Source organism: Nocardia acididurans, assembly GCF_016741815.1.
In the GTDB taxonomy this organism is placed as follows: domain Bacteria; phylum Actinomycetota; class Actinomycetes; order Mycobacteriales; family Mycobacteriaceae; genus Nocardia; species Nocardia acididurans.
On sequence record NZ_JAERRJ010000001.1, the window covers coordinates 936,753 to 949,714 of the forward strand.

The window sequence follows — 12,962 nt, forward strand, 5'->3', positions numbered from 1 at the left end:
GAACGGACCGAGCCCGCGAAAGCGGGCTCGGTCCGTTTCCGGGACAAAACCGGGCAGATCAGGTAGACCGGGCAGTTCCATTCGGAAGGAGCGGAGAACTCCGAGAACGGGCTGCTCACACCATGATCGGGCTCAGGCCGACCGGGAGGTCCCGGCCTCGGCGAGCTGATCGGCGACGGCCCGCAGCGCCTCGAGGTCCGCGACCTCGAACGGCAACGCGGTGACCGCGGCGATCGGCACGCTCGGATGCGCACCCGTGAAGCGGTGCAGCAGATGCTGTTCCCGCTTCGCGGTGGCGGCCCGCTGCGCGTGGATGCGCAGCACGGCCGCGGCCAGCGTCGCCGGGGTCTCGGGCGCGCCCTCGACGGCTGCCGCGTTCTCGGCCGTCTCCGGGACTAGACGGTCCGCCGCGACCTGCGCCTGCTCGGCCGACAGCGAACTCAAGACCGGGTGGGTGCGGTTCAGCACCAGCCCGGCCAGCGGCATGCGGTCGTGCGAGAGCCGGTCCACGAAGAACGACGCCTCACGCAGCGCGTCCGGCTCGGCGGCGGCCACCACCATGAAGTGGGTGCCGGGCCGCGACAGCATGGCGTACGTGCGATCCGCGCGATCCTGGAAGCCGCCGAACATGGACTCCAGCGACTGCAGGAACACCGACGCGTCCTTGAGCAGCTGCCCGCCCACGATGGTGGACACCCCACGCAGCGCCAGGCTCATGGCACCGGCCACGAACTTGCCGACACCGCGACCCGGCGCCATGATCACGCGGATCATCTTGCCGTTCAGGAAGTTCCCGAGCCGCTTGGGCGCGTCGAGGAAGTCCAGCGCGTTCCGCGACGGCGGCGTGTCGACCACGATCAGGTCCCACTCGCGCTTGGAGGCCAGCTGACCCAGCTTCTCCATCGCCATGTACTCCTGCGTGCCACCGAAGGAGGACGCCACCGTCTGATAGATCGGGTTGGCGAAGATCTGCTCGGCCTTGTCGGGGCTGGTGTGCTCGAGCACCATCTCGTCGAAGGTGCGGCGCATGTTCAGCATCATGGCGAACAGCTCACCCTTCGCCTCTGGGCCGAGCTCCACTTTCTGCGGCACATTGCCCAGGTCGGAGACGCCCAGCGACTGCGCGAGCCGCCGCGCCGGATCGATGGTCAGCACCACGACGCGGCGGCCCGCCTCGGCGGCCGCCACCGCGACGGCCGCGGCGGTCGTGGTCTTGCCCACGCCACCGGAACCACAGCACACGATGATCCGCGAGGCCGGATCGCTGATGATCTTCGTAATGTCCAGGGGGACAGCGTTTGCCGGAATGACCATGACTAGCGGACCCCCTGGGCGCTCAAATGTTCGGCCAGCTCGTAGAGCCCGCCCAGATCCATACCGTCGGTGAGCGACGGCAGGTACATCCGGGAGATGTTCACCTGCGCCAGATCGGCGGCGTTCTCGTCCTGCGCCTGCAGTCGCGCCGAATGCTCCACGGCCTCGGCCACCAGGCCCTGGAAGTCCGCCTCGGACAGCGAGATTCCGGCCTCGGCCAGTCCGGCCTTCAGCGCGTCCTCGTCGAAATTGCCCCGCGCGGCCTGTTCCCGCACCGCGCGCGGCAGGAAGCCCTCGCTGGCCCGGTTCACGATGACGGTGCCGATGTTCAGGTCGTTGGCGGTGAGTTCGGCGACCGCGTCGGCGGTCTCCTGCACCGGCAGCGCCTCCAGCAGCGTCACCAGATGGATCATGGTCTGCGGCGAATGCAGCAGCTTGGACACGCCCTCGGCCTGCGAGGCGATCGGGCCGCCGCCCGCGATCTCGGCCATGGCCTGCGTGACGTCCAGGAAGCTGGCGATGCGTCCGGTCGGGGGCGCGTCGATCACGATCTCGTCGTAGACCGGTTTACCCGACTTGTCGGCGCGCACCGCGCATTCCTTGATCTTGCCGGTCAGGATGACATCCCGCAGGCCCGGCGCGATCGTGGTCACGAATTCGATGGCACCGACCCGGCGCATGGCACGCCCGGCGAAACCCAGGTTGTAGAACATGTCCAGGTATTCCAGGAAGGCATGCTCGACATCCAGGGCCAGTGCGATGACCTCGCCGCCACCCTCCGCGGTGGCGATACGAGTCTCGGTAGGCGGCAACGGCGGCAGATCGAAGAGCTGCGCGATCGACTGCCGACCCTCGACCTCCACCAGCAGCACGCGTCGGCCCCCTGCGGCCAATGCGAGTGCCAGTGCCGCCGCGACCGTGGACTTCCCGGTCCCACCTTTGCCGGATACATAGTGCAAGCGGGCCTTGTCCGCTCGCTCCGGCCACCCTGCTTCGACCCCCGGCTCAACCGAAACGGGCACTGCTATCGGTACTCCCACAATCGCGAGCCTATAACTCGTTCTGAAATCTTGCCCAGAGGGACAGGCTACTGTCTGATACACCACTCTGGGCTTCCTTTTGAGCCCGCCGTGCCGTAGGTGCCGTCACGCCCACGAAGTACCCTCAGCCCATGAGTGATGTGACCGTGTGGGAATACGCGACCGTGCCGCTGCTGACGCACGCCACCAAGGCCATTCTGGACCAGTGGGGAGCCGACGGCTGGGAGCTCGTCACCGTGCTGCCCGGACCTACCGGCGAACAGCACGTCGCCTACCTGAAGCGGGCCAAGAACTGATGGCCGCCGCCACCGACTGGGCAGCGAACCTGGAGAAGCTCGGGCTCGAATTGCCCGGCGTCGCAGCGCCTGTCGCCGCCTACATCCCGGCCGTGCGCACCGGCAACCTGGTCTACACCTCGGGCCAGCTGCCGTTCGTGAACGGTCAGCTCACCGTCACCGGCAAGGTCGGCGCGGAGGTCACCACCGAGCAGGCCGCCGAGGCCGCCCAGCTGTGTGCCCTCAACGCGCTGGCCGCCGTGCACGATCTGGTGGGCCTCGACAATGTGGTGCGCATCGTGAAGGTCGTCGGATTCGTCGCCTCCGCACCGGGTTACACCGATCAGCCGCTGGCCATCAACGGCGCGTCGAACTTCCTGGGCGAGGTCTTCGGCGACGCGGGCGTGCACGCGCGCTCCGCCGTCGGCGTCTCCGAGCTGCCCAAGAACACCCCCGTCGAGGTCGAGCTCATCGCGGAAGTGCGCTGAAAGCACCTGCAGCACAAGCGAAAGCGCGGTGAGTCCAAACCTGGACTCACCGCGCGCCCTGCATTAGGACGAAAATATGACGCTCACCCATCCCGCATACGAGCAGTTGCGCCAGGTCACCCCGTCGGCGGCCGTCGTGCTCGCCGACAATCCCAGCGGAATGACCCTGCAGGGCACCAACACCTGGCTGCTGCGCGCGCCCGGTAGCTCCGAATACGTGCTGGTCGACCCGGGCCCGAAGGACCGCAAGCACACCGAGGCCCTGGTCCGGGAGACCGGCGGGAACATCGCCCTCACCATCGTCACCCACCACCATGCCGACCACACCGGCGGAATCAGCCGCCTGGTCAAGGAAACCGGCACCCCCGTGCGCGCCGTGGATCCGCAATTCCTGCACGGCACCGACCAGGTCCTGACCGACGGCGAGGTCATCGAGGCCGCGGGCCTGCGCATCACCGTCCTGGCCACCCCCGGTCACACCGAGGACTCCATCAGCCTGCTCATCGACGGCCCCGACGGCGAACGCGCCCTGCTCACCGGTGACACGGTCCTCGGCACGGGCACCACGGTCCTCGAATCCCGAGATGACGCCCTCGCCGACTACCTGACCTCGCTGAAGCGTCTCGCCGAGGCCGCCCCGGGCCGCCACCTGCTGCCCGCTCACGGCCCCGACCACGCCGACGCCGAACCGGTCATCACCTACTACATCAAGCACCGGGAGGAACGCCTCCAGCAGGTGCGTGACGCACTCGAGAAGCTCGGCCCGAAAGCGAAGGCCCTGCAGATCGTGGCCGTCGTCTACGCCGATGTGGACAAGCGGCTCTGGCCGGCTGCCCACAGTTCGGTGAAAGCCCAACTCGCGTATATCCGTTCGCACGGCTGATCGGCGCAGACTGCAAAGCTCCTCCAGTGCGCCATAACGCGAGTATGGTCTATGGGTATGGCTACGAAGAAGGTCACCATCAGCATCGACGAGGACACCGACCGCTTGCTGCGTGCCGCCGCTGCTTTGGCTGGCATGGACTATTCCCCGTATGTCGTGCGATGTGCTCGTAATTGGGCACTACATGAGGACGCCTTACGAGCCGCTGTCCGCGACAGCGCTCGTGACGACGAGACCGCGGCTCGCGAGCAACTCGCCGATCAGCAGGCCGCCGAGGCCGCTGCTGCCCGCGACCATCGGGGGCACGCTGCGTGAAACAAGGCGAATTCTGGCGCTACGCCCAGCAACGCCCCGCCCGCGACGACGACGAACGTACCCCCTACCGAATCATCCTCACCGCGACTCCGAACCTCGCTTCCGGCAAGAAGTGGGTACGGGTGGCCCGGATCGAAAACCGCGACCCCGGACTGCTGACCTCGGTTGCTCTCGGTGATTCGGACCCGATTCCGGGGTGGGTCCGCACCGATCAGATCGACACCGTCTACGTTCCCTGGCTGACCGACGATCAGGGTCAGCAATCTCCGATCGGAGAGTGTTCTCTCGATACCTGGCGAGAGATCCGAACCCGCTTGAGGGCCGAGTTCGGCCTGTTCGGCGACGACTAGCGCCTGCTCTGGATGCGCGTAGGGACCGGGTCGTCACTTGCGGTGACGACCCGGTCCCTACGAGTCTCTGTTCCCCTGGACCCTTAGCGGGCGCGGCGGGCGAGCCGCTCCGAGTCGGAGATGAGCACGCTCTTGCCCTCGAGTCGCAGCCAGCCGCGGTGCGCGAAGTCGGCCAGGGCCTTGTTCACGGTTTCGCGGGAGGCGCCGACCAGCTGGGCGATCTCCTCCTGGGTGAGGTCGTGGGTCACGCGCAGTGCCCCGGCCTCCTGGGTGCCGAAACGCTGTGCGAGCTGCAGCAGCGCCTTGGCGACACGACCTGGTACATCGGTGAAGATCAGGTCGGCCAGGTTGTTGTTGGTGCGGCGCAGGCGGCGGGCGAGTACCCGCAGCAGCTGCTCGGCGATCTCCGGCCGCTGGTCGATCCACGCCTTGAGCGCGTCCCGATCCATGGTGACCGCGCGGACCTCGGTGACGGTGGTGGCCGTCGAGGTGCGCGGACCCGGGTCGAAGATCGACAGCTCGCCGAACATGTCCGACGGGCCCATGATCGTCAGCAGGTTTTCACGGCCGTCCGGGGAACGGCGGCCGATCTTCACCTTGCCGGAGGTGATGATGTACAGCCGGTCGCCCGGCTCGCCCTCGTTGAAGATCACGTGCCCGCGCGGAAAGTCCACGGGCTGCAGCTGTTTGGCGAGAGCCGCCACCGCGGTGGGCTCTACGCCTTGGAAGATGCCTGCTCTGGCGAGGGCCTCGTCCACGAATGTGCTCCTTATGGGAAATGGCTCTGTACTGGACCGAGGCAACTCGGCCGACAGTGCAGTCTACTTTGCAATACCACCGGGTAGTGATAGACACCACGCGGCTAGCTCACTTGCGACACGCTAAACCGCATTACACGACACGCAGAAGCGATTTCGCGACACGCGAATCCTATGCGGGCGACACGCCGCAGGACCATTCGGGAACCCGGCCCCCCACCGGAAGCGCCGCACCCGGTGCGGACCAGATGCGGCGATCAGACAAAACGGACTGCTCAGCTGGCTTGGGCGACGTCCAGGCCCTTGGCCGGGCTCCGGCGGCGCGCCCGTGCGGCGGCGGCGGGAACACCCAGCTTGGTGAGGTCACTGACCTCGGCGTTCGTGGCTCGATCGAGGTACTGCTGGACTTCCGGATCCGGCTCGAGCAACTTGCGTAGCCGGTTCTCGACACGTTCCATCACCAATGCGAACAGCATCAGCGCTATCGGAAACAGCACCACAGCGAGTCCTTGCATAGGGGTGAGTAAACACGGAGAAGGTCTCAGATGGAACACGGCGTCCGCTCAGCCCGGTTGTCGGGACCGGGTGGTTCCGTAAGGTGGACGCGTGCGTGTCTCCAAAACCAGCGCGGCCGCGAACGGGGCCGAATCGGGCATCCCCGCGGCAACCGCCGTGCCCGCCGACGCGACCGCCGAGGCCGAATCCGCGCCGGTGGCAGGCACAGTCGCGCGCGTGCGCAAAGCGAACAAACGCGCCAAGGAGACACCGACCGGACTGGTGCGCCGCGCCCGCCGGATGAACCGCGAACTCGCCCTCGCCTTCCCCGACGCGCACTGCGAGCTGGATTTCACCACTCCGCTCGAATTGGCTGTTGCCACAATACTTTCCGCGCAATGCACCGATGTTCGTGTGAACATGACCACACCGGCGCTGTTTTCGAAGTATCGGAGCGCGAAGGACTACGCCGAAGCCAACCGGACCGAGCTCGAGGAGATGATCCGGCCGACCGGCTTCTACCGCAACAAGGCCAACTCGCTCATCGGGCTCGGGCAGGCACTCGTCGAACAGTACGACGGCGTACTCCCGAACAAACTCGACAGGCTGGTGCAACTGCCCGGCATCGGCCGCAAGACCGCCAATGTCATCCTCGGCAATGCCTTCGGCGTCCCCGGCATCACCGTCGACACCCACTTCGGCCGGCTCGTGCGCCGCTGGAAGTGGACCGACGAGGAAGACCCGGTGAAGGTCGAACACATCGTCGGCGACCTCATCGAACGCAAAGAGTGGACGATGCTGTCGCACCGCGTGATCTTCCACGGGCGACGGGTGTGCCATGCCCGCAAGCCCGCGTGCGGCGCGTGCATCCTCGCCAAGGACTGCCCCTCCTACGGGCTCGGCCCCACCGATCCGGCGCAGGCCGCCGCCCTCATCAAAGGCCCGGAGACCGAGCATCTCCTCGAACTGGTGGGCCTGTGACACCCACGCTCGAGAAAACCGGGGCTCCGGCTCCCGGCGGTAACACCTGGTGGCGGTGGGCGGTGGCGGCGGTGGTCGTCGCCGTCGCGATCGGCATCGTGGTGTGGTCGAGCGTCGGCGGAAAAGACGAGAGCACCGCCGCGGGAACGACGACAACGCCCGCGGCCCCGGCGGTTTCCGCCGCCGATCGCGCGGCCGCCGCGCTCGCCGCATGCCCCGCGCCCAGCGGTGCGCCGGTCAGCGAGTCGAGCCCGCTGCGCGGTATCACCCTGGAATGCCTGCCCGACGGCCGGCCCGTCGACCTGGCCACCGCCCTCGCCGGAAAACCGGCCCTGATCAACCTGTGGGCCTACTGGTGTGGCCCGTGCGCCGAGGAACTGCCTCTGCTGCAACGCTATTCGGAGCAGGTCGGCGACGCCGTCACCGTGCTGACCGTGCACAGCGACCCCGCCACCGCCAAGGGCCTGATGCGCCTGACCGGCCTCGACATTCACCTGCCCGGCGTCGCCGACCCGGATGTGCGGGTCCGCAAGGCCGTCGGCGCACCCCAGGTCCTGCCCATCTCGATCCTCGTCCGCCCCGACGGCACCGTGGCCAAGGTCGAGGTCCGCGCCTTCCACAGCGTCCAGGACATCGCCGACACCGTCTCGGCCGAACTCGGAGTAAAGGCGTGAGGTGCGCATACGCCTTCCGTCGTCCCGGCATGCGCGCGAGGGCGTGGCATCGAAGCGAAGTTGTGGCGTTACCAGGGGTATGGGTATGAGCAGTGAGATTTCCGGCAACGGTGTGGGTTCGCGGATTCCGGAGTGGCTACGCGCGGTCGCCGAACACGAACCGGCCGATCCGACGGGTGTGAATCCGGTGCTGCGGCGGGTGGCCAGTGCGATCAGCCGTCCGAAGCAGGCGTCGGTGCTGGTGCTGTTCGGCGGCTCGCCGGAATCGGATCCGAACGCACTGGGCGGACTGCCCGCTGACGCCGACGTGTTGCTGACCCAGCGGGCCGCGACCCTGCGCACGCACTCCGGGCAGGTCGCCTTCCCGGGCGGCGGTGTGGAAGACGGCGACGACGGCCCGATCGGCACCGCACTGCGCGAGGCCCAGGAGGAGACCGGCCTCGATCCCGCCGGCGTCGAGACGATCCGCCTCCTGCCCAAGATCTTCGTCCCGCCCTCGCAATTCGAGGTCACACCGGTCGTCGCCTACTGGCGGACCCCCGGTGAAGTGGGTGTGGTGAGTGAAACCGAGGCGGCGCGAGTGGTGCGGGTGCCGATCTCCGAACTCGTCGATCCGGCCAACCGGTTCGTGGTCCGGCATCCGCTCGGTTACAAAGGCCCCGCCTTCGCGGTCGACGGCATGCTTGTATGGGGGTTCACCGGTGGAGTGCTGGCCGGTCTACTAGCGGTATCCGGTTGGGAATTGGAATGGGACCATCACGATGTGCGTGATCTGCAGGCCTCACTGGCCGCGGTTGGGATGACGTTATGACTGCCTCGGGCTGGCTCGACATCGGAATCGTGATCCTCGCCCTGCTGGCGGCCACCTCCGGGTGGCGGCAGGGCGCGGTCGCGTCGGCGCTCGCCTTCCTCGGCGTGCTACTCGGAGCCGTGGCGGGCATCCTCATCGCGCCGCACATCCTGCAGCATCTGAGCGAGGGCCGCAGCCGGGTCCTGGTCGGCGTACTGCTGATCGTGGCGCTGGTGATCGTCGGCGAGGTCGCCGGCATGGTGCTCGGGCGCGCCGCGCGCAGCGGTATGCGCGATCCGTTCACCCGCAGCGTGGACAGCGTGGTCGGTGCGGGCCTGCAGGCGGTGGCGGTGCTGGCCACCGCATGGCTGCTGGCGCTGCCGCTGACCAACTCCTCGCAGCCGGGAATCGCGGCGGCGGTGAAGAACTCGCAGGTCCTGGTGAATGTGGACCATGTCGCGCCGAACTGGCTGCGCAAGGTCCCCAACGAGTTCTCCAACCTGCTCAACACCTCCGGGCTGCCGGATGTCATCGGCCCGTTCGGGCGGGTGCAGATCGCCGCGGTGGATCCGCCGGACGGCGGCGTGCTCGACCTGCCGGTGGTGCGGTCTCTGCAGCACAGCGTGCTGCGCATCCGCGGTGTGGCCCCGAGTTGCCAGCGGCAGCTGGAGGGTTCGGGCTTCGTCGTCGCGCCGGAACGCGTCATGACCAACGCGCACGTGGTCGCCGGCACCACCAGCGTGGCCGTCGACGTCGCGGGCGGCTCGCTGCCCGCGACGGTGGTGCTGTTCGACCCGTCCAAGGATGTCGCGATCCTCGCGGTGCCCGGCCTGGACGTGCCGACCGTGCCGCTCGCGCCGGAACCGGCCGAACCGGGCACCAGCTCCATCGTGCTCGGCTACCCGGGCGGCGGCCGCTACACGGCCAGCGCGGCCCGCGTCCGCGAGACCCTGGAGCTCAAGGGCCCCAACATCTATCGCGACGACAATGTGGAGCGCGAGGTCTACACCCTGCGCGGCACCGTGCGCGCCGGTAACTCGGGTGGCCCGCTGGTGGACACCGAGGGCCGCGTCCTGGGTGTGGTGTTCGGCGCCGCCGTCACCGACGATGACACCGGTTACGTGCTGACCTTGGACGAGGTGCGCCCGGAAGTGAATGCGGCGCCGAATGTTTCGGCCCCGGTCGAGACGGGCAGCTGCGTCCTCAGCTGAGCCGCAGACGAATCGAGCGCCCCCACAGCCGCGGGGGCGCTCGATGTCGTAGCAGCGGATTCGGTTGCGACGATGCGGCTCACCCTCGGACGGGCCGGACTCAGGACAGCAGTTTCGCGATCTCCGCGGTCACGGCTTCCGGATTCTCCTGGTGCGCATAGTGACCCACGCCCGGGATCGGCACGATGCTGCGGTTGGGCGAGAGCTCCTGCCCGCGCCGCACACTGCTCGCCAGCACGTAATGGTCCTGCTCGCCGTACATGGCCAGCACCGGGATTCGCACCGGCTCCCGCATGGTCTCCATGAAACGCGCACCGTCGGGCCGCCATTGGCTGCGGAAGGCCCAGCGCTGGTATTCCAGGGCACAGTGCGCCGCACCGGGAATCCGGATGGCCGTGCGCATGCGTGCCACGGTGTCGGCGAATTCGGCTGTCGCCGACCACCGTTCACCGGCCCGCTTGCGCATGAGGCGTTCGATCTCCGCGCCGCCGTCCTTCGTGAGCAGATTCTCCGGATACCGGGGCAGCTGATAGCGCAGGAAGTTCGGCAGCCAGGTCTTGCGCTGCCTGCCGTCCTTCAGCACCGACTGTTTGAGCGCCGCCGGATGCGGTGAGCTGACCAGCGCGATGGACCGCACCACCCGCGGATGCAGGACCGCGGTGGCCCAGCACACCAGCCCGCCCTCGGCATGCCCGACTAGCGTGGCGTCGGTGTGCCCGAGCGCCCGGATCAGCCCGGCGATGTCGCCGGCGAGCGTCCACCCGTCGTAGCCGCGCGGTGGTTTGTCGCTGTCGCCGTAGCCGCGCAGGTCCACGGCCACCGTCCGGTAGCCGCGTTCGGCGAGCGCGGTCAGCTGATGCCGCCACGACCACCAGAAGTCGCCGAACCCGTGCAGCAGCACGATCAGCGGCGTATCCGGATCCGCGAAGACCGTCCCGTTGGCGGCGGGCATGGCTTCGACCACGTGGAAGCGAATGCCGTTGGCATGCACGTCCCGATGGGCCCACGGTCCGTCGTAGCGGACGGCGGACGGATCCGGCTGCGAATTCGACGACACGCCGAGGAAGCGTAATCGAAGAGCTAGTTCCGGGACCTGCCGAGTTCGGTCGTGGCGGGCACGGTCTGATCACCGTGTCCGCTGAAACCGCTGGGAATCAGCGTCTTCGCTTCCTTCAGCGATTCGATGGTCTTCTCCGGGGCCCGCAGTTTGCGCACCTTCAGATAGCCCAGCAGCCCGAACAGCGCCACGGTGACGATCATCAGCAGGAACACGATGAGGAACGCCAGCCAGCGGTACACCCACACGTCCAGCAGTTCGGCCAGGAAGAAGAAAAAGAAGAACGAGCTGAACAGCAGCACCGTCAGTGCCGCGATGAAGAAGATGGAGCCCTGCAGACCCTTCTTGACCTCGCCCGTCACCTCGGCCTTGGCCAGGGCGACCTCGGCGCGCACCAGCGTCGACATCTGCTCGGTGGCATCACGCACCAGGGTGCCGATGGTCGCCGATGCGTGAGTGTCGACATCGGACAACGGAATCGAGGAAATGGTGCGGGTCCGGCGCCCGTCCTGCCCGTTACCGCCTGTGTAGCTCAATTGCTCGACCCTTCTCCGTCTCTTCGACTCGGCCCGGTCCGGCCCCGTCGGTCACTCTTGTCCTTGCAGTGCCCGCTCGTCACGTCGTGCCTGGTGGGCACGCCCACGACGCAACAGTAGCGCCGAACCAGCCAGGGAAGCCGCCAATGACGTCAGCAACACCGCTGCTTTCGCGAGTTCGACCGCGGAGCCGTCGCCGACGTCCGCGAGTGCGAGTTCTGCCACAAGAAGGCTAACCGTGAAGCCGATCGCCCCTAGTACCGACAGGGCGAACATGTCCCGGTAGTAGAGATCCGCGGGTTTCTCGGCGAGGCCGACACGCACTGCGAGCCAGCTGAATCCGAAGATTCCCAGAGTTTTGCCGACGAGCAGGCCGAGGATGACGGCCAGGGAGAGCCGGTTCACGAACAGCTCGGAGAACACCTCCGAATTCAGGGGCACACCCGACGCGAACAGTGCGAAGAGCGGAACGCAGAGCGCCGCCGAGATCGGCTGGAAGAAATGCTCCAGATTTGCCGCGGGCACACAATGCTCGTCCTCATCCGGATCCGGGCGCACCCGGGTGAGCAGACCGAGGATGACGCCCGCGAGGGTCGCGTGAATTCCGGCCTCGTGCAGGGCATACCAGGCCACCAGAGCCAGCGGGACATAGACGACCGGATTGCTCCACCGCAGCTTCTGCGCGCCCGCCCAGCCCGCGAAGCACAGGATGGCGATCAGCAACCACAGGAACTTCAGCGTGGTGGTGAACAGCACCGCGATCAGGATGATGGCGATCAGGTCGTCGACCACCGCCAGACTGAGCAGGAATACGCGGGCGCCGGCCGGAATCCGGGAGCCGGTCATGGCGAGCACCGCGAGCGCGAACGCGATATCGGTGGCGACCGGGATGGCCCAGCCGCGGTCCATGCCCTCGACGCCCCAGCCCACGCCGATCGCGATCAGGGCGGGCAGCAGCACGCCGCCGAACGCCGCGATGATCGGCAATGTCGCCTTCTTGCGTTCGGCCAGCTCGCCGACCACCAGCTCACGTTTGAGCTCGAGCCCCGCGACGAAGAAGAAGACGGCCAGCAGACCGTCCTTGGTCCAGTCGGCCAGCGTGAGATCGAGATGCAGCGCGGGAATCGCCAGCTTGGTGTTGATCATGGTCTCGTACGACGCGCCCCACGGCGAGTTGACCCAGATCAGCGCACCCGCCGCGGCGATGAGAAGCAGTGCGCCACCGAATGTTTCGGTCCGTAGATAGCGAGCGAGCTCGGAGCGGACCTGAGCGATCACGAGGTGCACCTTTCACCGTGGTTCGACAGAACAGCGGCGTGCGAATCCACTTCCAGGAAGGTGGTCGAAGGCCGCATGCCGACCAGACTTCCCGGCACACCTTTTACGCAATTCTAACGGCCTACTCGGGTCGCACTGTTCACCGCCACACGAAAAGCCCCGCGACCGTGCGGTCGCGGGGCTGATTCGGCGATCGGTCGGCTACGCCTTGCCCGCTCGGATGGCTTCGAAGACGTTGGGGTCGACCAGGGTGGAGGTGTCGCCCAGTTCGCGTCCCTCGGCGACGTCGCGCAGCAGGCGGCGCATGATCTTGCCGGAGCGGGTCTTGGGCAGCTCGGGGACCACGTGGATCTCACGCGGGCGGGCGATGGGGGAGATCTCGCGGGAGACCTCGGCCTTGAGTTCGGTGGCGAGGTCTTCGCCGGTGTCCTTGGCCTCGGCGGTGAGGATCACGAAGGCGACGATGCCCTGACCGGTGGTGGCGTCGGAGGCTCCCACGACTGCCGCCTCGGCCACA

At 67.6% G+C, this 12,962-nt stretch carries 17 protein-coding genes; 9 read left to right on the plus strand and 8 right to left on the minus strand.

What is annotated here, in order from left to right; translation table 11 throughout:
* Nucleotides 1-132 precede the first annotated feature (132 nt).
* A complete protein-coding gene (bagB, locus tag JK358_RS04250) occupies nucleotides 133-1,314 on the minus strand; it encodes an ATPase BagB (protein ID WP_201943648.1) in 1,182 nt (393 codons plus the stop codon).
* 2 nt (nucleotides 1,315-1,316) lie between these two features.
* A complete protein-coding gene (gene bagA, locus JK358_RS04255) occupies nucleotides 1,317-2,336 on the minus strand; it encodes an ATPase BagA (RefSeq protein ID WP_201943650.1) in 1,020 nt (339 codons plus the stop codon).
* A 149-nt stretch (nucleotides 2,337-2,485) separates the two neighbouring features.
* Between bagA and sp36 the strand changes: the two genes are divergently transcribed.
* The 5 genes from sp36 (at nucleotide 2,486) to JK358_RS04280 (ending at nucleotide 4,665) form a co-directional block, all read left to right on the plus strand.
* Nucleotides 2,486-2,650 (plus strand): Sp36 family protein, encoded by a 165-nt coding sequence (gene sp36, locus JK358_RS04260; RefSeq protein WP_122190876.1) that lies wholly within the window; start codon nucleotides 2,486-2,488, stop codon nucleotides 2,648-2,650.
* The gene (locus JK358_RS04265) at nucleotides 2,650-3,117 is read left to right on the plus strand and encodes a RidA family protein (RefSeq protein ID WP_201943652.1); all 468 of its coding nucleotides are present in this window, start codon (nucleotides 2,650-2,652) and stop codon (nucleotides 3,115-3,117) included. Before sp36 ends, JK358_RS04265 begins: the two co-directional genes overlap by 1 nt.
* Before the next feature lie 76 nt (nucleotides 3,118-3,193).
* Entirely contained in the window at nucleotides 3,194-4,000 is an 807-nt protein-coding gene (locus tag JK358_RS04270) for an MBL fold metallo-hydrolase (RefSeq protein ID WP_201943654.1), read from the plus strand.
* A gap of 57 nt (nucleotides 4,001-4,057) precedes the next feature.
* Complete coding sequence (locus JK358_RS04275) at nucleotides 4,058-4,315, plus strand: hypothetical protein (protein WP_201943657.1); 258 nt, start codon at nucleotides 4,058-4,060, stop codon at nucleotides 4,313-4,315.
* Nucleotides 4,312-4,665 carry a hypothetical protein gene (locus JK358_RS04280; protein WP_201943659.1) on the plus strand — a complete coding sequence of 118 codons (354 nt, stop codon included), beginning with the start codon at nucleotides 4,312-4,314 and terminating at the stop codon, nucleotides 4,663-4,665. The genes JK358_RS04275 and JK358_RS04280 overlap by 4 nt, the downstream gene beginning before the upstream one ends.
* An 83-nt stretch (nucleotides 4,666-4,748) precedes the next feature.
* Here the strand turns inward: JK358_RS04280 and JK358_RS04285 are convergent, their stop codons facing one another.
* Nucleotides 4,749-5,423 carry a Crp/Fnr family transcriptional regulator gene (locus JK358_RS04285; RefSeq protein WP_019044571.1) on the minus strand — a complete coding sequence of 225 codons (675 nt, stop codon included), beginning with the start codon at nucleotides 5,421-5,423 and terminating at the stop codon, nucleotides 4,749-4,751.
* A 275-nt stretch (nucleotides 5,424-5,698) separates the two neighbouring features.
* The gene (locus JK358_RS04290; RefSeq protein WP_201943856.1) at nucleotides 5,699-5,923 is read right to left on the minus strand and encodes a hypothetical protein; all 225 of its coding nucleotides are present in this window, start codon (nucleotides 5,921-5,923) and stop codon (nucleotides 5,699-5,701) included.
* Nucleotides 5,924-6,134: 211 nt separating this feature from the next.
* On the opposite strand from JK358_RS04290, the gene nth reads away from it, so the two are divergent.
* From nth to JK358_RS04310, 4 genes are all read left to right on the plus strand, one after another.
* Nucleotides 6,135-6,899 carry an endonuclease III gene (nth, locus tag JK358_RS04295; RefSeq protein ID WP_372440609.1) on the plus strand — a complete coding sequence of 255 codons (765 nt, stop codon included), beginning with the start codon at nucleotides 6,135-6,137 and terminating at the stop codon, nucleotides 6,897-6,899.
* The gene (locus JK358_RS04300) at nucleotides 6,896-7,573 is read left to right on the plus strand and encodes a TlpA family protein disulfide reductase (protein ID WP_307817281.1); all 678 of its coding nucleotides are present in this window, start codon (nucleotides 6,896-6,898) and stop codon (nucleotides 7,571-7,573) included. The genes nth and JK358_RS04300 overlap by 4 nt, the downstream gene beginning before the upstream one ends.
* 85 nt (nucleotides 7,574-7,658) lie before the next feature.
* Nucleotides 7,659-8,384, plus strand: coding sequence for an NUDIX hydrolase (locus JK358_RS04305; protein WP_201943661.1), 726 nt, complete (start codon nucleotides 7,659-7,661; stop codon nucleotides 8,382-8,384).
* Nucleotides 8,381-9,574, plus strand: a complete 1,194-nt coding sequence (locus JK358_RS04310; protein WP_201943663.1) for a MarP family serine protease — start codon at nucleotides 8,381-8,383, stop codon at nucleotides 9,572-9,574. The genes JK358_RS04305 and JK358_RS04310 overlap by 4 nt, the downstream gene beginning before the upstream one ends.
* Nucleotides 9,575-9,674: 100 nt before the next feature.
* Here JK358_RS04310 and JK358_RS04315 read toward each other — a convergent pair whose 3' ends face one another.
* The 4 genes from JK358_RS04315 to JK358_RS04330 all read right to left on the minus strand — a co-directional run.
* Nucleotides 9,675-10,631, minus strand: coding sequence for an alpha/beta fold hydrolase (locus JK358_RS04315; RefSeq protein ID WP_201943670.1), 957 nt, complete (start codon nucleotides 10,629-10,631; stop codon nucleotides 9,675-9,677).
* Nucleotides 10,632-10,654: 23 nt separating this feature from the next.
* Nucleotides 10,655-11,167 carry a phage holin family protein gene (locus JK358_RS04320; RefSeq protein WP_201943672.1) on the minus strand — a complete coding sequence of 171 codons (513 nt, stop codon included), beginning with the start codon at nucleotides 11,165-11,167 and terminating at the stop codon, nucleotides 10,655-10,657.
* Nucleotides 11,168-11,218: 51 nt separating this feature from the next.
* Entirely contained in the window at nucleotides 11,219-12,445 is a 1,227-nt protein-coding gene (gene nhaA, locus JK358_RS04325; protein WP_201943675.1) for a Na+/H+ antiporter NhaA, read from the minus strand.
* Nucleotides 12,446-12,646: 201 nt separating this feature from the next.
* Nucleotides 12,647-12,962, minus strand: a 316-nt coding sequence (locus tag JK358_RS04330) for an AMP-binding enzyme (protein WP_443677896.1), incomplete at its 5' end; no start/stop codon positions are given.

Bases quoted from the DNA above. Each gene is read 5' to 3' on its own strand.
- JK358_RS04310 (WP_201943663.1), top strand. From the start codon at position 8,381: ATGACTGCCTCGGGCTGGCTCGACATCGGAATCGTGATCCTCGCCCTG.
- bagB (WP_201943648.1), bottom strand. From the start codon at position 1,314: ATGGTCATTCCGGCAAACGCTGTCCCCCTGGACATTACGAAGATCATC.
- JK358_RS04305 (WP_201943661.1), top strand. From the start codon at position 7,659: ATGAGCAGTGAGATTTCCGGCAACGGTGTGGGTTCGCGGATTCCGGAG.
- JK358_RS04265 (WP_201943652.1), top strand. From the start codon at position 2,650: ATGGCCGCCGCCACCGACTGGGCAGCGAACCTGGAGAAGCTCGGGCTC.
- sp36 (WP_122190876.1), top strand. From the start codon at position 2,486: ATGAGTGATGTGACCGTGTGGGAATACGCGACCGTGCCGCTGCTGACG.
- JK358_RS04275 (WP_201943657.1), top strand. From the start codon at position 4,058: ATGGCTACGAAGAAGGTCACCATCAGCATCGACGAGGACACCGACCGC.
- JK358_RS04270 (WP_201943654.1), top strand. From the start codon at position 3,194: ATGACGCTCACCCATCCCGCATACGAGCAGTTGCGCCAGGTCACCCCG.